Source organism: Mycobacterium bulgaricum, assembly GCF_041287165.2.
Lineage (GTDB): Bacteria > Actinomycetota > Actinomycetes > Mycobacteriales > Mycobacteriaceae > Mycobacterium > Mycobacterium bulgaricum.
On sequence record NZ_JBGGKV020000025.1, the window covers coordinates 1 to 22,600 of the forward strand.

At 67.8% G+C, this 22,600-nt stretch carries 22 protein-coding genes and 1 tRNA gene; 21 read left to right on the plus strand and 2 right to left on the minus strand.

The annotated features are described in order from the left end of the window. Positions 1-189: 189 nt before the first annotated feature. The 12 genes from ACAG24_RS29040 to ACAG24_RS29095 all read left to right on the plus strand — a co-directional run bounded on the left by ACAG24_RS29040 (position 190) and on the right by ACAG24_RS29095 (position 12,591). Positions 190-1,014: a tetratricopeptide repeat protein gene (locus ACAG24_RS29040; protein WP_370476302.1), complete on the plus strand. Its 825-nt coding sequence runs from the start codon at positions 190-192 to the stop codon at positions 1,012-1,014. Between the two features lies 1 nt (position 1,015). Continuing rightward, positions 1,016-2,029, plus strand: coding sequence for an HAD-IIA family hydrolase (locus tag ACAG24_RS29045; RefSeq protein WP_370476300.1), 1,014 nt, complete (start codon positions 1,016-1,018; stop codon positions 2,027-2,029). A 13-nt stretch (positions 2,030-2,042) separates the two neighbouring features. Beyond that, complete coding sequence (locus tag ACAG24_RS29050; RefSeq protein ID WP_370476298.1) at positions 2,043-2,198, plus strand: hypothetical protein; 156 nt, start codon at positions 2,043-2,045, stop codon at positions 2,196-2,198. 5 nt (positions 2,199-2,203) lie between these two features. After that, the gene (locus ACAG24_RS29055) at positions 2,204-3,010 is read left to right on the plus strand and encodes a TlyA family RNA methyltransferase (RefSeq protein WP_370476295.1); all 807 of its coding nucleotides are present in this window, start codon (positions 2,204-2,206) and stop codon (positions 3,008-3,010) included. Beyond that, positions 3,007-3,936, plus strand: a complete 930-nt coding sequence (locus ACAG24_RS29060) for an NAD kinase (RefSeq protein ID WP_370476293.1) — start codon at positions 3,007-3,009, stop codon at positions 3,934-3,936. Before ACAG24_RS29055 ends, ACAG24_RS29060 begins: the two co-directional genes overlap by 4 nt. Then, positions 3,936-5,720, plus strand: coding sequence for a DNA repair protein RecN (gene recN / locus ACAG24_RS29065; RefSeq protein WP_370476310.1), 1,785 nt, complete (start codon positions 3,936-3,938; stop codon positions 5,718-5,720). Before ACAG24_RS29060 ends, recN begins: the two co-directional genes overlap by 1 nt. A 101-nt stretch (positions 5,721-5,821) precedes the next feature. Next, positions 5,822-7,006 (plus strand): putative cytokinetic ring protein SteA, encoded by a 1,185-nt coding sequence (steA, locus tag ACAG24_RS29070; RefSeq protein WP_370476290.1) that lies wholly within the window; start codon positions 5,822-5,824, stop codon positions 7,004-7,006. Between the two features lie 11 nt (positions 7,007-7,017). After that, the gene (locus tag ACAG24_RS29075) at positions 7,018-7,959 is read left to right on the plus strand and encodes a copper transporter (protein WP_370476288.1); all 942 of its coding nucleotides are present in this window, start codon (positions 7,018-7,020) and stop codon (positions 7,957-7,959) included. Between the two features lie 155 nt (positions 7,960-8,114). Then, positions 8,115-9,860: a CTP synthase gene (pyrG, locus tag ACAG24_RS29080; protein ID WP_445206239.1), complete on the plus strand. Its 1,746-nt coding sequence runs from the start codon at positions 8,115-8,117 to the stop codon at positions 9,858-9,860. Further along, positions 9,853-10,488, plus strand: coding sequence for an NUDIX domain-containing protein (locus tag ACAG24_RS29085; protein ID WP_370476286.1), 636 nt, complete (start codon positions 9,853-9,855; stop codon positions 10,486-10,488). The genes pyrG and ACAG24_RS29085 overlap by 8 nt, the downstream gene beginning before the upstream one ends. Then, entirely contained in the window at positions 10,485-11,438 is a 954-nt protein-coding gene (gene xerD / locus ACAG24_RS29090) for a site-specific tyrosine recombinase XerD (protein WP_370476284.1), read from the plus strand. Before ACAG24_RS29085 ends, xerD begins: the two co-directional genes overlap by 4 nt. Positions 11,439-11,481: 43 nt before the next feature. Beyond that, a complete protein-coding gene (locus ACAG24_RS29095; RefSeq protein ID WP_370476281.1) occupies positions 11,482-12,591 on the plus strand; it encodes a flavin-containing monooxygenase in 1,110 nt (369 codons plus the stop codon). On the opposite strand, the gene ACAG24_RS29100 is transcribed toward ACAG24_RS29095, so the two are convergent. Then, positions 12,588-13,340 carry an O-methyltransferase gene (locus tag ACAG24_RS29100; RefSeq protein ID WP_370476279.1) on the minus strand — a complete coding sequence of 251 codons (753 nt, stop codon included), beginning with the start codon at positions 13,338-13,340 and terminating at the stop codon, positions 12,588-12,590. The two genes, ACAG24_RS29095 and ACAG24_RS29100, sit on opposite strands and share 4 nt — an antisense overlap. Positions 13,341-13,487: 147 nt before the next feature. On the opposite strand from ACAG24_RS29100, the gene ACAG24_RS29105 reads away from it, so the two are divergent. The 8 genes from ACAG24_RS29105 (at position 13,488) to ACAG24_RS29140 (ending at position 20,803) form a co-directional block, all read left to right on the plus strand. Then, the gene (locus tag ACAG24_RS29105) at positions 13,488-14,357 is read left to right on the plus strand and encodes a ParA family protein (protein ID WP_370476276.1); all 870 of its coding nucleotides are present in this window, start codon (positions 13,488-13,490) and stop codon (positions 14,355-14,357) included. Further along, a complete protein-coding gene (locus ACAG24_RS29110) occupies positions 14,354-15,181 on the plus strand; it encodes a segregation/condensation protein A (protein ID WP_370476274.1) in 828 nt (275 codons plus the stop codon). The genes ACAG24_RS29105 and ACAG24_RS29110 overlap by 4 nt, the downstream gene beginning before the upstream one ends. Before the next feature lie 7 nt (positions 15,182-15,188). Continuing rightward, positions 15,189-15,914, plus strand: coding sequence for an SMC-Scp complex subunit ScpB (scpB, locus tag ACAG24_RS29115; RefSeq protein WP_370476271.1), 726 nt, complete (start codon positions 15,189-15,191; stop codon positions 15,912-15,914). A 2-nt stretch (positions 15,915-15,916) separates the two neighbouring features. Next, positions 15,917-16,660 carry a pseudouridine synthase gene (locus ACAG24_RS29120; protein WP_370476269.1) on the plus strand — a complete coding sequence of 248 codons (744 nt, stop codon included), beginning with the start codon at positions 15,917-15,919 and terminating at the stop codon, positions 16,658-16,660. Beyond that, positions 16,657-17,343: a (d)CMP kinase gene (gene cmk / locus ACAG24_RS29125; protein ID WP_370476266.1), complete on the plus strand. Its 687-nt coding sequence runs from the start codon at positions 16,657-16,659 to the stop codon at positions 17,341-17,343. Before ACAG24_RS29120 ends, cmk begins: the two co-directional genes overlap by 4 nt. Next, on the plus strand, positions 17,340-18,791 hold the full coding sequence (der, locus tag ACAG24_RS29130; RefSeq protein ID WP_370476263.1) for a ribosome biogenesis GTPase Der: 1,452 nt from the start codon (positions 17,340-17,342) through the stop codon (positions 18,789-18,791). The genes cmk and der overlap by 4 nt, the downstream gene beginning before the upstream one ends. A 93-nt stretch (positions 18,792-18,884) precedes the next feature. After that, complete coding sequence (locus tag ACAG24_RS29135) at positions 18,885-19,652, plus strand: sulfite exporter TauE/SafE family protein (RefSeq protein ID WP_370476305.1); 768 nt, start codon at positions 18,885-18,887, stop codon at positions 19,650-19,652. Between the two features lie 209 nt (positions 19,653-19,861). Continuing rightward, positions 19,862-20,803 carry a sulfite exporter TauE/SafE family protein gene (locus tag ACAG24_RS29140; RefSeq protein WP_370476261.1) on the plus strand — a complete coding sequence of 314 codons (942 nt, stop codon included), beginning with the start codon at positions 19,862-19,864 and terminating at the stop codon, positions 20,801-20,803. Here ACAG24_RS29140 and ACAG24_RS29145 read toward each other — a convergent pair. Then, complete coding sequence (locus ACAG24_RS29145; RefSeq protein ID WP_370476258.1) at positions 20,783-22,273, minus strand: cryptochrome/photolyase family protein; 1,491 nt, start codon at positions 22,271-22,273, stop codon at positions 20,783-20,785. The two genes, ACAG24_RS29140 and ACAG24_RS29145, sit on opposite strands and share 21 nt — an antisense overlap. 101 nt (positions 22,274-22,374) lie before the next feature. Between ACAG24_RS29145 and ACAG24_RS29150 the strand changes: the two genes are divergently transcribed. Then, positions 22,375-22,448, plus strand: a tRNA-Pro gene (locus ACAG24_RS29150). Positions 22,449-22,600 lie beyond the last annotated feature (152 nt).

Consider the following 22,600-nt stretch of genomic DNA (forward strand, 5'->3'; position numbering starts at 1 on the left):
TCCCGAACCCGGAAGCTAAGCCTACCAGCGCCGATGATACTACCCACCCGGGTGGAAAAGTAGGACACCGCCGAACACACATTGGAATCGCCCCCCGCGCAAATGCGCGGGGGGCGATTTTCCTTTTCGCTGGGCAATTCGCCATTTCATTGATTATGAGCGAAATGATCTTCGCCGTATCCTTTTGTCGTGCCCCAAGACAATCAGGGTGGCCGCGGCGATCGTCGACCCCACCGCGCCTCGAACGGCGGCGGGCAGCGCCCCCGCCGCGACCAACGGTCGGCTCCGCGATCCTCTGGTCCGCACCGGGCACGGCCGACGCAGCCGAAAGCAGACAGCGACGACTCGCGTACCGGCGGCCCGCCGATCCCCCCCGAGATCGAGGCCAAGCAGCTTGCCCCCGAAATCCGCGGAGAACTGACCACCCTCGACCGTGCCACCGCAGATGCGGTGGCACGGCACCTGGTCGCCGCCGGCGAGCTCCTCGAGGAAGATCCCGAAGCTGCGTTGGCTCATGCGCGCGCGGCACGCGCCCGTTCGGGTCGCATCGCCGCCGTGCGTGAGGCGGTGGGTATCGCGGCGTACCAGTGCGGGGATTGGGCACAGGCCCTCGCGGAGCTTCGGGCGGCACGCCGAATGGGCAGTCGCTCACCATTATTGGCGTTGATCGCCGATTGTGAGCGCGGCGTCGGACGCCCGGAACGCGCGATCGAGCTTGCCCGCGGTCCGGAGGCGGCCGAACTCACCGGCGACGACGCCGACGAACTTCGTATCGTCGTGGCCGGCGCCCGATCGGATCTCGGTCAGCACGAACAAGCGCTCGCCGTTCTCTCCACGCCCGCGCTCGACCCGTCCCGGTCCGGCCAGACCTCGGCGCGGCTGTTCTACGCCTACGCCGACACGCTGCTCGCTCTCGATCGCAAAGACGAAGCGTTGCAATGGTTCCTACACGCCGCCGAGGCTGATGTCGAAGGCGTCACCGACGCCGAGGATCGGATCACGGAGCTGTCCTGACGTGAACACTCTTGCGCAGCAACATGATTGTCTGCTGCTTGATCTCGATGGCACCGTGTTCCGCGGGCATGAGCCCACCCCGGGAGCGGTCGAGACGCTCGCCGGAGTCGAATCCCGGATCCTGTTCGTCACCAACAACGCCTCGCGCAGCGCTGGGCAGGTCGCCGATCACCTGTGCGAACTCGGATTCTCGGCAGCGCCCGACGACGTCGTCACCAGCGCCCAGAGCGCGGCCCGGCTCCTGGCCGAGCAGTTGCCCGGCGGGGCGAAGGTTCTAGTCGTCGGGACCGGCTCGCTGGCCGCCGAGGTCAGCGCGGTCGGTCTGGAGCCGGTCCGGGAATGGGCGCAGAGCCCGGTCGCCGTCGTCCAGGGACACAACCCGGAGACCGGCTGGCAGATCCTCGCCGAGGCGGCACTGACGATTCGCTCGGGAGCCCTGTGGGTTGCAGCCAACGTCGACAAGACCCTGCCTTCGGAACGAGGACTGCTTCCCGGGAACGGTTCCATGGTCGCGGCGCTGCGCACCGCCACCGACACCGAACCCCAGGTGGCAGGCAAGCCCGCCCCGGCGTTGATGTCAGATGCCCTGTCGCGCGGCGACTTCGACACGCCGCTGGTCATCGGGGACCGCCTCGACACCGACATCGCCGGCGCGGTCGCCGCGCAACTCCCCAGCCTGATGGTGCTCTGCGGCGTGAACTCCGCCGAGGACGCGATCTGGGCGGTGGCCGAGCAGCGCCCCGACTTCCTCGCCGAGGACTTGCGTGCCCTCACCGGACAGAACGCCGACGTCCTGCGGATCGGACCCGACCCGGGATGGGATGTCGACATCGACGACCAGCACGTCACGGTGTCGTCCACCGGAGACGACCCGGGCGACGCGCTGTCGGTCGTGCGTGCCGTGGCCTCGGCGGTCTGGTCCGCCGGCATCCCGCGCAGGCCCATCGTCGGCGGGGACGATGTCGCGCGACAGGCCGTCGAACGGTGGTCGCTGGCCTCGCCCCGCATCGACTAGCGTGAACTCCGACATGAGTAACGAAGCCGACCAGATCCGCGCCCAGGTCGTCGAACTCCTCGGCGAACCCTCCGACCTGTCGGCGTCCGATCTCGACGCCGTGGCGGCGCGCCTCGAAGAGGCGCACGATCTGCTCGTGCGTGCGCTGGAATCGGTCGAGAAGGGCTGATCCGCGTGACGCGTCGCGCACGTGTGGACGCCGAACTGGTACGTCGAGGCCTGGCCCGTTCGCGCCAGCAGGCTGCCGAGCTCATCGGGGCGGGCCGCGTCCGGGTCGACGGAATGCCCGCGGCCAAACCGGCGACCGCTGTCTCGGTCGCCGCGAACTTGACCGTAGACCAGGGCGATGAGGACAGCTGGGTGTCTCGCGGCGCCCACAAGCTGATCGGGGCTCTCGACGCGTTCAGACTCGACGTCGCCGGCCGGCGATGCCTGGATGCCGGTGCGTCCACCGGCGGATTCACCCAGGTCCTACTGGGTCGCGATGTCCGCGAAGTCGTCGCCGTCGACGTCGGGTACGGCCAATTGGCCTGGCCGGTGCGGACGGACCCGCGGGTGATCGTCATGGAACGCACCAACGTCCGTGACCTCACCGCCGATGCGATCGGCGGGTCCGTCGACCTCGTCGTCGCTGACCTCTCGTTCATCTCGCTGGCCACGGTGCTGCCCGCACTGACCGCGTGCGCGTCACCGGGCGCCGATATCGTTCCCATGGTGAAACCGCAGTTCGAAGTCGGCAAGGACCGGGTGGGTGCGGGCGGTGTGGTGTCCGACCCGCTGCTGCGCGCCGACGCGGTGTCGACGGTCGCCCGCCGTGCGGCCGAGCTGAACTGGCACGCTGTCGCCGTGACCGCCAGCCCGCTGCCCGGACCCGCAGGCAATGTCGAGTACTTCCTGCACCTGCGCGCCCAGACCGACCCGCTGCCGCCCGACGTGCTCGACGCCGCGGTCCACCGAGCCGTCGAAGAGGGGCCCCAGTGACGGAGAATCCGGAACGCACCATCCTGCTCGTCGTCCATACCGGTCGCCCGGACGCCGCCGATGTCGCGCGCCGCGTCGAGAAGGTGCTCGCCGACAACGGGATCGGGTTGCGCGCGCTGTCCGCCGAAGCGGTCGATCGCGGCCCCATACCGCTGTCGCCCGACGACAGGCGGGCCTTGGGCGCCGAGATCGCGGTCGTCGACGCCGACGAGCGCGCCGCAGAAGGATGCGAGCTCGTGCTCGTGCTCGGCGGTGACGGGACCTTCCTCCGCGCCGCGGAATTGGCACGCAACGTCGAGATTCCGGTGCTCGGCGTCAACCTGGGCAAGATCGGCTTCCTGGCCGAAGCCGAGGCCGAGGCGATCGACACCGTGATCGACCACATCGTGCGTCGCGACTACCGCGTCGAGGAACGCATGACGCTCGACGTCACGGTGCGCGCAGGCGGCGACATACTCGACCGTGGGTGGGCGCTCAACGAGGCCAGCTTGGAGAAGGGCCCGCGCCTGGGTGTGCTCGGGGTGGTCGTCGAGGTCGACGGACGGCCGGTCTCGTCGTTCGGGTGTGACGGCGTGCTGGTGTCCACGCCGACGGGGTCGACGGCATATGCGTTCTCGGCGGGCGGGCCGGTGCTCTGGCCCGACCTGGAGGCGATCATCGTGGTGCCCAACAACGCGCACGCGTTGTTCGCCCGACCGATGGTGACCAGCCCGGAGGCGTCCATTGCGATCGAGATCGAGTCGACGGGCCACGATGCGCTGGTGTTCTGCGACGGCAGGCGGGAGATGGTCGTGCCCGCGGGTGGCCGGCTGGAAGTGATCCGGTGCGGCACACCCCTGAAATGGGTGCGGCTCGACAGCGCTCCGTTCACAGACCGCCTGGTGCGCAAGTTTCGGTTGCCGGTCACGGGGTGGCGCGGACAGTAGTGCTAGCGGAGATCCGTATCGAGGCGCTGGGCGCCATCCACGCCGCGACCGCCGAGTTCGACGGCGGGCTGACCGTGCTCACCGGCGAGACCGGTGCCGGTAAGACGATGGTGGTGACCGGGCTGCATCTTCTCGGCGGCGCCCGCGCCGACGCGACCAAGGTCCGCTCGGGCGCGGACCGTGCCGTCGTCGAAGGTCGTTTCACCACAAGCGAACTCGGCGACTCGGTGGTCGCTCAGGTGGAGGAGATCCTCGATTCCTCCGGCGCCGAACGCGACGATGACGGCAGTGTCATCGCTGCCCGCTCCGTCAACCGGGACGGCCCGTCGCGGGCGTTTCTCGGCGGCCGTAGTGTGCCCGCGAAGTCGTTGAGCGGGTTCACCAACGAATTGCTGACACTGCACGGCCAGAACGACCAGTTGCGGTTGATGCGGCCCGACGAGCAGCGCGCCGCGCTGGATCGCTACGCCGACGTGGGCACCAGGTTGGGGCGCTACCGTGCGGTCCGTGACGAATGGCTCGATGCCAGACGCGACCTCGAGGACCGGCGCCGCCGCACACGGGAACTGGCGCAGGAAGCCGACCGTCTGCAGTTCGCGCTGAAGGAGATCGACCTGGTGGCGCCGGAGTCCGGCGAGGACGAGGCACTGGTCGCCGACATCCGGCGGTTGTCCGAACTCGATGCGCTGCGCGAGGCCGTCCAGGCGGCGCGGGCGGCGCTGGCCGGCGACGGAGACGACGGCGCCGACGGGTTCTCGGCCGCGGGCGCGGTCGGCCAGGCGCGCACGGCCCTGGAGAACACTGACGATGTCCCGCTGAAGGCGCTGGCCGAGCAGTTGGGGGCCGCACTTGCGGTGCTGGTCGACGTGTCCGGCGAGCTGGGCCACTACCTCTCCGAACTTCCCAGTGACGCGAGCACGTTGGAATCCAAGCTGGCCCGGCAGGCCGAGCTGCGGACTCTGACCAGAAAGTACGCCGCCGACATCGACGGGGTGCTGAGCTGGGCCGGGGAGGCTCGCGAACGCCTTTCGCAGCTCGACGTCTCCGAGGAGACGCTCGCCGGGATGGAACGTCGCGTCGCGGAGCTGCAGGCCAAGGTGGTGTCGGCCGCCGAGGATGTCACGAAGGTGCGGATCAAGGCGGCCAAGGGATTGTCCAAGGCCGTCACCGCCGAACTGTCGGGCCTGGCGATGTCGGGCGCCGAGTTCATGATCTCGGTCGCACCCCTTCTTGCTCGCGCCGACGACAGCGCCCCGCTGGTGTTGCCGTCGGGGACGACGGTTCACGCCGGCCACGATGGGGTGGACGCTGTGGAGTTCGGGTTCGCGGCTCACGGCGGGTCGGACCTGCTGCCCCTGAACAAGAGCGCTTCGGGTGGTGAGTTATCGCGGGTGATGCTGGCTCTTGAGGTGGTGCTGTCGGCCTCGACCGAAGGCACGACGATGGTGTTCGACGAAGTTGACGCCGGCGTCGGGGGACGGGCGGCCGTGCAGATCGGACGCAGGCTGGCGCGGCTGGCGCGCACCCATCAGGTCATCGTGGTGACCCACCTTCCGCAGGTTGCGGCGTATGCCGATGCCCATCTCGTGGTCGAGGGGGTCAGCGGGCGGGAGGACGGAAAGAAGGCCAAGGCGAAGTCGAGCGGCGTCCGTCGGCTCGACGACGACGATCGGGTCGCGGAGCTGGCCAGGATGCTCGCCGGTCTGGGGGAGTCCGACAGTGGCCGGGCGCATGCGCGCGACCTGTTGGACGCCGCGCGCAAAGACCGGGAGAGCCCGTCCTGACGGTGTGACTAATGTGACTTCTGTGACGAGAGATAACTTCTGAGGCTGGTGTTACGGCGCGCCTCCGACGATTCCACGGCGGGGCTGGCCAGAATCGGCCCATGAAGATGTCAGCGTTGCTGTCCCGTAATGCCAGCTCAAAGCCAGGTATCACCGGCACCGCCCGGGTTGACCGTGACATCGATCGACTTCTGAGACGGGTCACCCCGGGTGACATCGTCGTTCTGGATGCGCTCGACCTCGACCGCGTCACCGCCGACGCTCTGGTCGAAGCGGGTGTCGCGGCCGTGGTCAACGCGTCGGCGTCCATCTCGGGTCGCTATCCGAACCTCGGACCCGAGGTGCTGGTCGCCAACGGCATCGCACTGGTCGACGACACGGGCCCCGAGGTCTTCAAAAAGGTCAAGGACGGTGCGCGCATCCGCCTCAACGAGGGCGGCGTCTACTCCGGTGACCGGAGGCTGATCCTCGGCACCGAACGCACCGACGCCGACATCCACGAGATGATGCAGGAAGCCAAGGGCGGACTCGTCGCGCACCTCGAGGCTTTCGCAGGCAACACCATCGAGTTCATCCGCAGTGAGAGCCCGCTGCTGATCGACGGCATCGGCATCCCGGACGTCGACGTCGACATGAACCGCCGTCACGTCGTGATCGTGGCCGAGGAAGACAACGCCGCCGCCGACCTGAAGGCCCTCAAGCCGTTCATCAAGGAGTATCAGCCGGTCCTCGTCGGTGTCGGCACGGGCGCCGACATCCTGCGCAAGGCCGGTTACCGGCCCGCGCTGATCGTCGGTGATCCCGACAAGATCAGCACCGAGGTGCTGCGCTGCGGCGCCCAGGTCGTGCTGCCCGCCGACGCCGACGGGCACGCCGCGGGCCTTGAGCGCATCCAGGACCTCGGGGTCGGAGCGATGACCTTCCCGGCCGCCGGTTCGGCCGCCGACCTGGCGCTGCTGCTGTGTGACCATCACGGCGCATCGTTGATCGTGACCGTCGGCCATACCGCGAGCATCGAGGAGTTCTTCGACCGCACCCGCCAGCAGAGCAATCCGTCGACCTTCCTGACCAGGATGAAGGTCGGGGAGAAGCTCGTCGACGCCAAAGCCGTTGCGACGCTGTACCGCAGCCGCGTGTCCGGCGGTGCGATCGCGTTGTTGGTGCTCGCAATGCTCATCGCGGTGATCGCCGCGCTGTGGGTGTCGCGGGCCGACGCCGCGGTGCTCGAGTGGGTGTCGCAGTACTGGAATCAGTTCCTGCTCTGGGTTCAGGGCCTGGTCTCGTAGAGGACTGACGGATGATCTCGCTGCGTTCGCATGCCATCTCGCTCGCTGCGGTGTTCCTGGCGCTGGCCATCGGTGTGGCCCTGGGGTCGGGAATGCTGTCCAACACCGTGCTGTCAGGACTACGCGACGACAAGCAGGAAATGCAGCAGCAGATCGACACGTTGACCGACGACCGCAATGCGCTGAACGAGAAGCTCAGCGCCGCAGGCGATTTCAATGCCCAGATGGCGCCACGGATCCTGCAGGGCACCCTGGCGAAGAAGTCGGTGATCATCTTCCGCACCCCGGACGCCGCCGACGACGACGTCGAAGCGCTGACGCGTCTCGTCGGCGCGGGCGGCGCGACGGTCACGGGGACCATCGGCCTGACCCAGGAGTTCGTCGACGCCAACTCGGCCGAGAAACTGCTGTCGGTTGTCAACTCGCCGATCGTTCCGGCCGGTGCGCAACTGAGCACTGCCACCGTCGACCAGGGTTCGCAGGCCGGTGACCTGCTCGGCATCACGCTGTTGATCAACCGGGATCCGAAGGTGACGCCCGTCGACGACACCCAGCGCGACACTGTGCTGGCCGCGCTGCGCGACACCGGTTTCGTGACGTACGGCACCGAACGTATCGGCGCGGCCGACACCGCACTCGTCGTCACGGGCGGGCCGCTCGGCGACGACGCGGGCAACCAGGGCTCCACCGTCGCCCGCTTCGCCGCCGGCCTGGCGCCGCACGGGTCGGGAACGGTCCTGGTCGGTCGCGACGGATCGGCCACCGGGACCTCCGCCGTCGCCGTGACGAGGTCGGACGCCGCGCTGAAGAACGCGGTCAGCACCGTCGACGACGTCGGCAGCGAGTCCGGTCGCATCACGTCGGTTCTCGCGCTCGGCGCGCTGGCCAGCGGGGGCAAGCCCGACCAGTTCGGTATCGGCCAGGGAGCCTCGTCGGTCACCGTGCCTCAGTAGACGGGTACCTGTGGCGCGGCGCGTCAGCGACAGCTTGTCGGTGTCGGTGTTAGGGTGAGATTCCGTGGGTCGGCAGGCCCCAAACCGGGTGTCAACCCAGCGAAACAAGCCCTGCCCGGTCATCACGGAGGTAGCACTTGCCTGGCCAATCGAGGATGTTGCGCAAGCACCCGCAAACGGCCACCAAGCACCTTTTCGTCACCGGTGGTGTGGTGTCGTCGCTCGGTAAGGGCTTGACGGCGTCCAGCCTCGGTCAGCTTCTGACCGCGCGGGGCCTGCAGGTGACGATGCAGAAGCTCGACCCGTACCTCAACGTCGATCCGGGCACGATGAACCCGTTCCAGCACGGCGAGGTGTTCGTCACCGAGGACGGTGCGGAGACCGACCTCGACGTCGGCCACTACGAGCGCTTCCTCGACCGCAATCTGTCGGGCTACGCCAATGTCACCACCGGGCAGGTCTATTCGTCGGTCATCGCCAAGGAGCGCCGCGGCGAGTATCTCGGCGACACCGTGCAGGTGATCCCGCACATCACCGACGAGATCAAGCGCCGAGTGCTCGCCATGGCCGAACCCGACGACGACGGCAACCGGCCCGACGTCGTCATCACCGAGGTCGGCGGCACTGTCGGCGACATCGAGTCGCTGCCCTTCCTCGAAGCCGCCCGCCAGGTCCGCCACGAAGTCGGTCGCGAGAACTGTTTCTTCCTGCACTGCTCGCTGGTGCCGTACATGGCGCCCTCGGGTGAGCTCAAAACCAAACCGACCCAGCACTCCGTGGCCGCGCTGCGCAGCATCGGCATCCAGCCGGACGCGCTGATCCTGCGCTGCGACCGGGACGTCCCCGAGCCGCTGAAGAACAAGATCGCGCTGATGTGCGACGTCGACATCGACGGCGTCATCTCCACCCCGGACGCACCGTCGATCTACGACATCCCGAAGGTGCTGCACCGCGAGGAACTCGACGCCTACGTGGTGCGGCGGCTGAACCTGCCCTTCCGCGACGTCGACTGGACGCAATGGAACGACCTGCTGCACCGGGTTCACGAACCCCGCGAGACCGTGCGGATTGCGTTGGTGGGTAAGTACATCGACCTCTCCGATGCGTACCTGTCCGTCGCCGAGGCGCTGCGCGCCGGCGGGTTCGCCCACCACGCCAAGGTGGACATCCGCTGGATCCCGTCCGATGACTGCGAGACCGACATCGGCGCCGCGACGGCGCTGGCCGACGTCGACGGCGTGCTGATTCCCGGCGGCTTCGGGATCCGCGGTATCGAGGGCAAGGTCGGCGCCATCCGCTACGCACGCAAGCGGGGCTTGCCCGTGCTGGGTCTGTGCCTGGGCCTGCAGTGCATCGTGATCGAGGCCGCCCGATCGGTGGGACTGACGGAGGCCAGCTCCGCGGAGTTCGATCCCGACACCCCAGACCCGGTGATCTCGACGATGGCCGACCAGCGCGACGCCGTCGCCGGGGATGCCGACCTGGGCGGCACGATGCGCCTCGGCGCGTATCCCGCTGTGCTGCAGAAGAACTCTCTGGTCGCCAGAGCGTACGATGCCACCGAGGTGTCGGAGCGGCACCGGCACCGCTACGAGGTGAACAACGCCTATCGGGACCGGATCGCCGCGAGTGGTCTGCAGTTCTCCGGCACCTCACCGGACGGCCATCTCGTCGAGTTCGTCGAGTATCCGCCGGACGTGCACCCGTTCCTCGTCGGCACCCAGGCCCACCCCGAACTCAAGAGCAGGCCGACCCGTCCACATCCGCTGTTCGTCGCGTTCATCGGGGCGGCAGTCGAATACAGCAACGGCGAACGCCTTCCCGTCGAAATGCCTGCTGTTGCCGACCAACAGTCCAACGGCGCCGAACACGCCCTCCAGGACGCCCCAGCCCGTGGCTGAGGACGCACCGGGTAGTCACGAGTTCTCGATTGCCGCCACCGAGACGGTCTACGTCGGCAAGATCTTGGCCCTGCGTGCCGATGAGGTCCGCATGCCCGGCGGGACCACCGCCCGGCGAGAGGTCGTCGAGCACTTCGGTGCCGTGGCCGTCGTCGCGTTGGATGACGACGGCCAAATTGTGCTCGTCCACCAATACCGTCACGCTTTCGGGCGCCGGCTGTGGGAGCTGCCCGCCGGTCTGCTCGATCTCAGCGGGGAGGAGCCGCATCGATCGGCGGCGCGTGAGCTGGTCGAGGAGGTCGGCCTCGCCGCGGACACCTGGCGCACCCTTGTCGACACGAACTCGGCCCCGGGATTCTGCGACGAGAGCGTGCGGGTGTTTCTGGCCACCGGGCTGAGCGAGGTCGACCGGCCCGAGGCGCACGACGAAGAGGCCGACTTGAAGGTGGAACGTTTCGACCTCGCCGATGCCGTTGCGATGGTGTACTCCGGCGACATCGTGAACTCGATCGCGGTCGCGGGCATCCTTGCCGCTCACGCGATGCCGGACGCCGAGACCCTGCGGCCCGTCGACGCCCCCTGGACCGACCGGCCGAGAGCGTTCGCCCGCCGGGTGGGCCATCAATGACCGCAGGTGTCGATACGCCGGTCCTGGGCGGTCAGCTGCAGGGCTACCTCGACCACCTCGCGATCGAGCGCGGCGTCGCGGCGAACACCCTCAGCTCCTACCGCAGAGACCTGCGGCGCTACGCCGATCACCTGACGGCTCGAGGCGTCACGGACCTGGCCGGAGTCGCCGAGGGCGACGTCAGCGAGTTCCTTGTTTCCCTGCGCCGCGGAGACCCCGACAACGGTGTGGTGCCGCTGTCTGCGGTGTCGGCGGCCAGAGCGCTGATCGCCGTACGCGGGCTGCACAAGTTCGCGGCCGCCGAGGGTATCGCGGCGATCGACGTGGCCCGCGACGTCAAGCCGCCGACGCCCAGCCGACGGCTGCCCAAAAGTCTGACTCTCGACGAGGTGCTCGCGCTGCTGGAGGCAGCGGGCGGCGACAGCGACGCCGACTCGCCCCTGACACTGCGCAACCGCGCGCTGCTCGAGCTGCTGTATTCGACCGGTGCCCGGATCTCCGAAGCCGTCGGCCTCGACATCGACGACGTCGACACCCGGGCGAGGTCGGTCCTGCTGCGCGGAAAGGGCGGAAAGCAGCGGCTGATCCCGATCGGCCGTCCAGCCGTCACCGCGCTCGACACGTACCTCGTGCGCGGCAGGCCGGACCTCGCGCGTCGCGGCAGGGGCACGCCCGCGATCTTCCTTAACGCGCGCGGCGGACGGCTGTCGCGGCAGAGCGCGTGGCAGGTCCTGCAGGACGCTGCCGACCGAGCGGGCATCACCGCGACGGTGTCCCCGCATGTGTTGCGACACTCCTTCGCCACGCACCTGCTCGACGGTGGCGCCGACGTCCGTGTCGTGCAGGAACTTCTCGGGCACGCCTCGGTGACGACGACCCAGATCTACACGATGGTCACGGTGAACGCCTTGCGTGAGGTCTGGGCGGGGGCGCATCCTCGGGCGCAGTGAAAATCGCTGCACAATCTCGGCTCGCCACGGTGTTCCCGGAGGTATGAGCGACTTCCGAGCAGTCGTGGTCGGAGCCGGACCTGCGGGGATCTCCGCGGCGTTGAGCCTCCAAGATCACGGCATCCAGCCCCTCCTGATCGACCGCGCAGGCAAGGTCGCCGTGTCGTGGCGCAACCGCTATGACCGGCTGAGGCTGAACACCGGCCGCCAGTTCTCGCACCTGCCGGGCAGGCCCTATCCCAAAGGCACGCCGCTGTATCCGACCCGGGATGACGTCGTCGACCATCTCGAGCGGTACGTCCACGAGGACGGCGGCATCGAGATGCAGCTGGACACCGATGTGGTGAGGATCGATCGCCGCAGCGACGGCTGGCGTCTGGTCACCTCGTCCGGGGACATCGACGCCGACCAGGTCGTCATCGCGACCGGCCACCAGCACACGCCGGTGATACCCGGCTGGAAGGGACATTTCAGCGGGGAGTTGCTCCATTCGTCGGAATACCGGAATCCGGCCCCCTATCAGGGCAAGAAGGTGCTAGTCGCGGGCAGCGGATCTTCGGGGATGGAGATAGCCCACGACCTCGCGACCGGAGGCGCGGCCACGGTGTGGCTGTCGGTGCGCACACCGCCGAACATCATGGTCCGGCGAGGCCCCGCGGGCCTGCCGGTCGATGTCATGTCGATCCCGCTGTTTCGGCTGTCGCCCGCGTTGTCTGACCGCGTGGCCGCCGCGGCGCGCCGGAGGGCTTTCGGTGACCTCGCAGAGTTCGGTCTGCCCGTTCCGCAGGAAGGCCCGTTCACCAGAGCCCACCGGACACACGCCACACCGACCGTCGTCGACAGGGAGGTCATCGACGTCGTGAGAGACGGGTCGGTCACCGTCGTCGGCGCGGTGATCGCCTTCGAAGGTGACACGGTGTTCCTGGCCGACAGCAGCATCGTCGACCCCGACGTGGTCATCGCCGCCACGGGGTATGGGCAGGGCTTGTCGGGGATGGTCGGCCACCTGGGAGTGCTCGGGCCCGACGGAACACCGAGCGCATCGAGCGCCGACGGCCTCTACTTTCACGGATTCGAGCCCAGGCCGGCGTTGATCGGCCATGTGGCCAGGACGTCGCGACCGTTGGCCAGACGGATCGCCGCGCGTCGCTAGCCGAGATACTCCGATTCGAGCACCAGGTCGGGCAGCAGCGTCTGGTATTCGACGCGGGCTCGATGCTCGGCGGTGTGCCACAGCAGGCCTTCGTTGCCGCGCATGTACGCCCGGTAGGCGGGCGCCCCGGGAATGCCGACGTTGTCGGCGACGACGATCGAGCCGGGATGCAGCCAACCACGCGTGAGTATGGTGCGCAGATCGGGCAGGTAGGCCCGCTTGTCGTGGTCGATGAACACCAGGTCCACAGCGCCGGCGGTGAAGCCGTGTTCGCGGGCCAGGGTGTCGACGGTGCGGCCTCCGTCGCCGAGGGTGCCGACGACGCAGGTGATCCGGTCGCCGACCCCGGCGTGTGCCCAGATCCGCCGCGCCACTTCGGCGTTCGCCGGCGAGAATTCGACCGAGAAGATCCGCGCAGTCGGGGCTTCGCGCGCGATGCGCAGCGCGCTGTACCCGCAGTAGGTACCGAGCTCGAGCACCAGGCCTGGTGCCGCCCGGCGCACGGCGGCGTCGAGCAGCGCACCTTTCGCGTCACCGATGTTGACGAGCATCGACTCCTCGTAGGCGAAGGCGTCGATCGTGGCCAGTACGTCGCCGACGTCGCCGGGGCGGGCGTTTGCTTCGACGTGGGCCGCACACGCCGCCTCGCGGCCGTCACCGATCTGGCCGGTCCGCATGAACGAGGGCATGCCCAGCGCGAGTCGCCACGTCGACCACTGCAGAAGGCGCGAGCGCTGCCGGGTGCTCATATCGTCACATTAGGCACGATTTTTTGCCCCGCGCGCATGATCGGTGCGCTTCGGCCTGCGGGTCTGGCTCACCAGCGCGTTGCGCACCGTTAAACTTGCCCGGATGTCCGACATGCCTGAAGGTTGCCTGACCAGCGACGGTCCGGCATGACCGACGACACCGGACTGGATCCCGAGCCCACACCCGGCCTGACCGGCCGACTACCGCGCGCCATCCCCGAGCCGGCGCCGCGCACGTCGCACGGCCCCGCGAAGGTCATCGCGATGTGCAACCAGAAGGGCGGCGTCGGCAAGACGACGTCGACGATCAACCTGGGAGCGAGCCTCGCCGAGTACGGCAGGCGGGTCCTTCTGGTCGACCTCGACCCGCAGGGTGCTTTGTCGGCAGGCCTCGGAGTGCCGCACTACGAACTCGACCACACCGTGCACAACCTGCTCGTGGAGCCACGGGTGTCGATCGACCAGGTACTGATCACCACGCGCGTGCCCGGACTGGACCTGGTGCCGAGCAACATCGACCTGTCCGCCGCGGAGATCCAGCTGGTGAACGAGGTGGGCCGCGAGCAGTCGCTGGCGCGCGCGCTGTACCCGGTGCTGGACCGCTACGACTATGTGCTGATCGACTGCCAGCCGTCGCTCGGACTGCTCACCGTCAACGGGCTGGCGTGCAGCGACGGTGTGGTCATCCCGACCGAGTGCGAGTTCTTCTCGCTGCGCGGTCTGGCCTTGCTGACCGACACCGTCGAGAAGGTGCACGACCGGCTCAACCCCAAGCTGTCCATCAGCGGAATCCTGATCACGCGGTACGACCCCAGGACGGTCAACTCCCGCGAGGTGATGGCCCGCGTGGTCGAGCGTTTCGGCGATCTGGTGTTCGACACCGTGATCACCCGCACCGTGCGCTTCCCCGAAACCAGCGTCGCCGGCGAACCCATCACCACGTGGGCGCCCAAATCGGCTGGGGCCGAAGCATATCGGGCGCTGGCGCGTGAGGTCATCCACCGGTTCGGCGCGTGAGCGAGACGTCGACCCCTCCAGAGCCCGACGACTCGTCGACCCAGGTTGGCTTCCAGGTCCGGCTGAGCAATTTCGAGGGCCCGTTCGATCTGCTGCTTCAGCTCATCTTCGGCCACCGCCTCGACGTCACCGAGGTCGCGCTGCATCAGGTCACCGACGAGTTCATCGCCTACACCAAGGAGATCGGCCCTCAGCTGGAGCTCGACGAGACGACGTCATTTCTGGTGGTCGCCGCCACGCTGCTCGACCTGAAGGCCGCGCGCCTGCTGCCCGCCGGCGAGATCCACGACGAGGATGACCTCGCCCTGCTCGAGGTTCGTGATCTGCTGTTCGCGCGGCTGCTGCAATACCGCGCGTTCAAACACGTCGCGGAGATGTTCGCCGAACTCGAGGCCGCGGCGATGCGCAGCTACCCGCGCGCGGTGTCGCTCGAAGACCGTTATTCGGAACTGCTACCCGAGGTGATGCTCGGCGTCGACGCGCCCCGATTCGCCGAGATCGCCGCGGCCGCGTTCACACCCCGCGCGGTGCCCTCTGTCGGACTCGACCATCTACACCAGGTGGCTGTCTCGGTGCCCGAGCAGGCCGCGAACCTCATGTCGCTGTTGGAACAGCGGGGGATCGGCCACTGGGCGTCGTTCTCCGATCTGGTCGCCGACTGCCGGATGCCGATGGAGATCGTCGGAAGGTTCCTGGCGCTGCTCGAGTTGTATCGAGCGCGGGCGGTAGCATTCGAGCAACCAGAAGCGCTTGGTGTGCTCCAGATTTCGTGGACCGGCGAGCGGCCGACCAGCGAACAGCTGGCAACCGCGGATGCGGAATAGAAAGACGATGACAGAAGACATTTCGGCTCAGGACGAGCCCGACGCCGGTCCGGTCGACGCGCTCGGCGCCGACGACGTCGACGAGTTCGCCGTTCCCGAACTGGACGACATCGAACTCGACGCCGTCCTGGAGGCGTTGCTGCTCGTCGTTGACACCCCGGCATCCGTGGATTCGCTGGCCACCGCCACGGGCCAGCCGCCCGGGCGGGTGGCCGGCCGGCTGCATGTCCTGGCCGACGGCTTCGCCGCCCGCGACAGCGGTATCGACCTCCGCGAAGCCGGGGGCGGATGGCGGATGTACACCCGGTCCAAGTACGCGCCGTACGTGGAGAAGCTGCTGCTGGACGGCGCTCGTTCGAAGCTGACCCGCGCCGCGTTGGAGACTCTCGCTGTGGTGGCCTACCGCCAGCCCGTCACGCGGGCCCGGGTGAGTGCGGTGCGCGGCGTCAACGTCGACGCGGTGATGCGCACGCTGATGGCCCGGGGGCTGATCACCGAAGCCGGCACGGATGCCGACTCGGGGGCGGTGACGTTCGCCACCACGGAATTGTTCCTGGAGCGCCTGGGGTTGACGTCGCTGACCGATCTGCCCGACATCGCACCGCTGCTGCCCGACGTCGACGTGATCGACGACATCAGTGAAACCCTCAGCGAAGAGCCGCGTTTCATGAAGCTCAACGGAACCGCGTCGGCACCCGAGGTGCCGGCGTCGTTCGACGTGGATCAGGACTGAACATGACCGATGGTGACGGCGTACGTCTGCAAAAAGTGTTGTCCCAGGCGGGAATCGCCTCGCGACGCGTTGCTGAGAAGATGATTCGCGACGGCCGCGTCGAGGTCGACGACCAGATCGTCACCGAACTGGGCACCCGGGTCGATCCCGAGGTCTCGGTGATACGCGTCGACGGGGCACGTATCTCAGTCGACGACGAGCGGATGTACCTCGCGATCAACAAGCCGCGCGGAATGCACTCCACGATGTCCGACGATCGGGGACGTCCCTGCATCGGAGACCTGGTCGAGCACCGGGTTCGCGGAAACAAGAACCTGTTTCACGTCGGACGCTTGGACGCCGACACCGAAGGGCTGCTACTGCTGACCAACGACGGCGAACTGGCCCACCGCCTCATGCATCCCTCCTTCGAGGTGCCGAAGTCCTATGTGGCCACCGTCCTCGGCTCGGTGCCGCGCGGCCTGGGCAAGAAGCTGCGCGGAGGCATCGAGCTCGACGACGGACCGGTCGTGATCGACGACTTCGCGGTGGTCGACACCGTGCCGGGCAAGACGCTGGTCCGGGTGACGCTGCACGAAGGCCGCAAACACATCGTGCGCCGGTTGCTGGCCGAGGTCGGCTTTCCGGTGCAGGAACTGGTCCGCACAGACATCGGTGCAGTCACCCTCGGCGACCAACGGCCCGGAAGCATCCGGGTGCTGACCCAGAAGGAGATCGGCGAACTGTACAAGGCGGTGGGTTTGTGAGCCAGTCCCTGGTGATCGCGATCGACGGTCCCGCAGGAACCGGAAAGTCCTCGGTGGCAAGGGGTTTGGCGAAGGCACTGGATGCCGACTATCTCGACACGGGCGCGATGTATCGGATCGTGACGTTGAGCGTGCTGCGTTCGGACATCGACCTCGACGACACCGCGGCCATTGCGGCGGCGGTCAGCGATGTCGATCTGGCCGTCGGACACGACCCGGACACCGACCGCTCCTACCTTGCGGGGGAGGACGTCTCGGCCGAGATTCGGGGCGACGCCGTCACCAAGGCGGTGTCGGCGGTGTCGGCGGTGCCCGAGGTGCGGGTGCGTCTGGTCGAGCTGCAGCGCGAACTCGCTTCGGCCCCAGGCAATGTCGTGGTCGAAGGCCGCGACATCGGGACGGTCGTGCTGCCCGACGCGGATGTGAAGATATTCCTGACCGCCTCGGCCGAGGAGAGGGCGCGCCGCCGTCACGACCAGAACGTCGCAGCCGGGTTGCCCAGCGACTACGAGACGGTACTCGCCGATGTCAGACGCCGCGATCATCTCGACTCCACCCGCGCGGTCTCGCCGCTGCGGGCCGCCGACGATGCCGTCGTGGTGGACACCAGCGAGATGAACCAATCCGAGGTCATCACTTTTCTGACTGAGCTCGTAGCGCAGAAAGTGGGTGTGGGGCAATGAGTTCGGATGGCACTGACGGCACGGATGACGGCTCGACCGCCGGGGACGGCGTGTGGTTCGACGAAGGCGATTGGGAGGTCGGTGCCGAAGAGGTGTCCGAGGCGATCGAGGAAGTCTCGGCGCCGCCACCCGTGGTGGCCGTCGTCGGCCGGCCGAACGTCGGGAAGTCCACGCTTGTCAACCGCATCCTCGGTCGCCGGGAGGCGGTCGTCCAGGACATCCCTGGCGTGACGCGCGACCGGGTGTCCTACGACGCATCCTGGGCGGGGCAGCGGTTCGTCGTCCAGGACACCGGCGGATGGGAGCCCGACGCCAAGGGCTTGCAGCAGCTCGTCGCCGATCAGGCCTCGGTTGCCATGCGCACCGCCGATGGAATCATCTTCGTCGTCGACGCGGTCGTCGGGGCCACCGCCGCCGACGAAGCCGCCGCGAGACTGCTTCAGCGCTCCGGTAAACCGGTTTTTCTCGCCGCCAACAAGGTCGACAACGAGCGGGGCGAGGCCGACGCCGCGGCGCTGTGGTCGCTCGGGCTGGGTGAACCGCACACGATCAGCGCCATGCACGGGCGCGGCGTCGCCGACCTGCTGGACACCGTCATCAGGGCGCTGCCCACCGTTTCGGAGGTGGCGGGCGGAGGGGGCGGCGGGCCGCGCCGGGTGGCGCTGATCGGCAAGCCGAACGTCGGCAAATCCTCACTGCTGAACCGGCTTTCGGGTGACGAGCGGTCGGTGGTGCACGACGTCGCCGGAACGACGGTCGACCCGGTCGACTCGCTGATCGAAATGGACGGCAAGCTCTGGCGTTTCGTCGACACCGCCGGTCTGCGCCGCAAGGTCGGGCAGGCCAGCGGGCACGAGTTCTACGCATCGGTGCGCACCCATGGCGCGATCGATTCCGCCGAGGTGGCCATCGTCCTCGTCGACGCGTCGCAGCCGCTCACGGAGCAGGACCAGCGGGTGTTGTCGATGGTCATCGAGGCGGGCCGGGCGCTGGTGCTGGCGTTCAACAAGTGGGACCTCGTCGACGAGGACCGTCGGTATCTGCTGGACCGGGAGATCGATCTGCAGCTGGCGCAGCTTCAGTGGGCCCCGAGAGTGAACATCTCGGCGAAAACCGGGCGCGCCGTGCAGAAGCTGGTGCCTGCGTTGGAGACCTCGCTGGCGTCGTGGGACAAGCGGATCACGACGGGTCAGCTCAACACGTTCCTCAAAGAGGTCGTGGCGGCGACGCCCCCTCCGGTCCGCGGCGGCAAGCAGCCTCGGATCCTGTTCGCCACCCAGGCGACGGCGCGACCGCCGACCTTCGTGCTGTTCACGTCCGGCTTTCTCGAGGCGGGGTATCGCCGTTTCCTCGAGCGCAGGCTTCGCGAGACGTTCGGATTCGAGGGCAGCCCGATCCGCATCAACGTTCGGGTCCGCGAGAAGAGGGGCCCGAAGTCGCGTCGGTGACGAGCAAGACGCCGATAGCCGTACAAACGATTTCTGCCCCATCGGAGCGAATGGGCTGTTCCCGATAGGCTCAATCGAGTGTCCGTCCTCGATATGGTCCTCATCGCCCTCGCGGGAGTGGGGGCCGGTGCCATCAATGCGCTCGTCGGCTCGGGCACGCTGATCACCTTCCCGACCCTGGTTGCGCTGGGCTTCCCGCCCGTCACCGCGACCATGTCGAACGCCGTCGGCCTCGTCGCCGGCGGCGTGTCCGGGACGTGGGGCTATCGCCGCGAACTGCGGGGCCAGTGGAGTCGGCTCACGTGGCAGATTCCGGCCTCGTTCATCGGCGCGGGGGGCGGCGCCTGGCTACTGCTGCACCTTCCGGAGAGGGTGTTCATCCAGATCGTGCCGGCGCTGTTGATCCTCGCCCTGGTGCTGGTGCTGGTCGGGCCGCGGATTCAGGCCTGGGCCAAGCGCCGGGCCGAGGCCAGCGGGCAGTCCGCCGACCACGTGTCGGCTGCTCGGATGACGGCGCTGGTCGTCGGCACGTTCGCGGTCGGCGTCTACGGCGGCTACTTCACCGCCGCGCAGGGCATTCTGCTGATCGCCGTGATGGGCCTGCTTCTTCCCGAAGACATGCAACGTATGAACGCGGCGAAGAACCTGCTGTCGTTGATCGTGAACATCGTGGCGGCAGTGGCCTATACCGTCGTCGCCTTCGACCGGATCAGCTGGGCGGCCGCAGGGCTGATCGCCATCGGGTCGCTGATCGGTGGCTTCGTCGGTGCGCACTACGGAAGGCGGCTGTCCCCGAACATGCTGCGGGGCGTCATCGTGGTGGTGGGATTGATTGGGCTCTGGCGCTTGTTGACTGTGTAAGCTGAGCGGAGTTTTGGGTAGGACTCGACGATGGGATGTTCGATGGCTGATCGCGTGCTCGTCACGCCGGCGCCGTCCGATGTGTCCGCGCTCGAGCCTTTCTGGCCGTCACGCCGCGTGATCGCCTTCGACGAGTGGTGTTGTCCGCGTCCCTGACGCGCCCCCACCCATCGTCCGGTCGCCCGAGGCGGCCCTTCTGAAAGCAGCCCATGCGTTCGCTTCTCATCTTCACGCTTGTCGGTATCGGAGCGCAGCTGGTCGATGGCGCGCTGGGCATGGCGTTCGGCGTCACCGCCACGACGCTGCTGGTGCTGTCGAGCGTCGGTGCTGCGCAGGCCAGCGCCGCGGTGCACCTTGCCGAGGTGGGCACAACCTTCGCCTCCGGTCTCGCGCACTGGCGATTCAAGAACATCGACTGGAAGCTCGTCGCCAAGCTTGGTGCGCCCGGGGCGATCGGCGCATTTGTGGGCGCCTCGCTGCTGTCGTCGCTGTCGACCGAGCACGCGGCCCCGCTGATGGCGGCGATTCTCGTCGGAATCGGTATCTACGTCCTGCTGCGTTTCTCGCTGCGTACCCCACTGACCTTCGGCGCCAAAGGCACGAGCCACAGCGCTAAATTCCTCGCCCCGCTGGGCTTGTTCGGCGGCTTCATCGACGCATCGGGTGGTGGTGGCTGGGGCCCGGTGACGACGAGCACGCTGCTCTCGCAGGGTAAGACTGCACCTCGGACCGTCATCGGCTCGGTCAGCGCGTCGGAGTTTCTGGTGTCGGTGTCGGCCTCGCTGGGGTTCCTCATCGGCCTGCGCGAGGAGTTTCTCGACAACTGGCCCGTCGTCGTCGGGTTGATGGTCGGCGGTGTCATCGCCGCGCCGTTCGCCGCGTGGCTCGTCAGCCGCGTCAGCCCGGCGCTGCTGGGATCGGCCGTTGGCGGCGTCATCGTCTTGACCAACAGCCAGAAGCTGGTGCACTTCTTCGACATCCACTGGCCGTGGTCGACGGCGATCTACTCGGCAATCGTCATCGCGTGGGTGTCCCTGGTGATCTACGCCTGGCGGGTGTCGCGGGCTCCGAAGCCGACAACCGACAGTGCCGGGCGTGACGAGGACGACCTCGAACCAGAAAATGCCGAATCAGAAGTGATCTCGCGCTGACTCCTGCTCCAGGACGGCTTCGATGTCACCCAGACGCTCCATCGACGACACAGCTCGGCGGGTGCGCATGTTCTTGGCCAGCAGCTCGCGGTGGCGGTGGGTGAACGCCCAATAACCGGCGGTGAAGGGGCAGGCGTCCTCACCGATGCGCTTCTTGGGGTCGTACGCGCAGTCGCCGCAGTGATCACTCATCTTGTTGATGTAGGCCCCGCCTGAGGTGTATGGCTTGGTGGCCAGCAGACCGCCGTCGGCGTGCTGACTCATGCCGACGACATTCGTCGGCATCACCCAGCGGAAGCCGTCGACGTAGGCAGTCGCGAACCACTCGGTGAGCTCATCGGGACGGTAGCCGCGTTGCAGCGCATGGCTTCCCAGCACCATGAGCCGCTGGATGTGGTGAGTCCAGCCGCGGTCGCGCACGCCGGCCAGAGCGTGATGAAGACAACGGGCGGTGACGGCATCGGCGTCGAGGTCGGCCCACCAGTCAGGCAGGCGGGTGCGCGCACCGAGTTCGTTCTTGGCGGTGTAGGCGGGCCCGAAGTGCCAGTAGAGGTGCCACATGTACTCACGCCAGCCCAAGATCTGCCGGATGAAACCTTCGACGGCGGCCAACGGCGCCGACTTGTCCCGGTAAGCGCGCTCGGCGGCCTCCACAGCGTCGAGCGGGTGCAACACGCCGAGGTTGAGCGGCACCGACAGCAATGAATGCGCCATCGCCCAGTCATCACCCATGATCGCGTCCTCGTAGCGACCGAAAGTCGGTAACCGATGGTCGATGAAGCGTGTCAGTGCACGCTTGGCTTCGGCGGGTGTGACGGCGAAGAGGCGGGGTCCGTCCGCACCGACCGTGTCGAGGTTCATCCGATTCAGGTCGTGCCGAACCCGTTCGTCGATGTCGTCTTCGCGGGGCTTGTAGGGCGCAGGGACGTCCAGCGTCGACTGCTTCCTGGGTGGGGGTTCGCGATTGTCCTCGTCGTAATTCCACCGGTTGCCGACGGGATCGGAGCCGTTCATCAGCACGTCGAAGCGGCGACGCTGATCCCGGTAGAAGTCCTCCATGCGGAATCGGGTGCGTTCGCCGGCCCACTCTTCAAAGTCTTTGCGGGGCAGCGCGAATGTGGGGGTCGGTAGCACGTCGGCGACCAGGCCCTGCTTGCGGAGGCGGTGGACGAACTTCTCCGCCGCGTGGGAGGTGGGTTCGTGGACGAGGACGGGCCGCTTGAACTGCTCCAGCGCCTCGGTATAGGTGTCCGCGCTGAGCAGGGTCGCGCGGTCGCCCAGGTCGCTGTCTGCGTGGCGGAGGGCGGACAGGACCAGGTGCAGCTTCTGGCGGTGATAGCGACGCTTCGCGAGCGCAGACGTGGCCTCGATGAGCAGAACCTCACGGTGGGCATGCTCGCCGCCGTGAACCGCGGGGCCGAGCTGATCGGCGAACAGCCACAGGGGAGTGTCGTCGCGCGTCGTCGTCATCTGACGGGGTTACCCGCCTGTCGCGTGGCCGACGCGGTTGGGACCCAGGGGTAAGCCTGTTGTAAGCTTTCGTCCGCCTACCGGCGATCCCGGAGGCACCACGGGCTGTGGCGCAGCTTGGTAGCGCACTTGACTGGGGGTCAAGTGGTCGCAGGTTCAAATCCTGTCAGCCCGACACATGTGATGTCGCAAGACATCGGAATAGCCGCGGACCTACTTTAGGTCCGCGGTTTTTTCCGTTTGGGGCCTTTGGGGCCTTTGGGGGCGCCGGTGGGCTGGTAGTCCCTGGTGGGGTCGAGGGTGAAGTCGCGCAGGACTTCTCCGGTG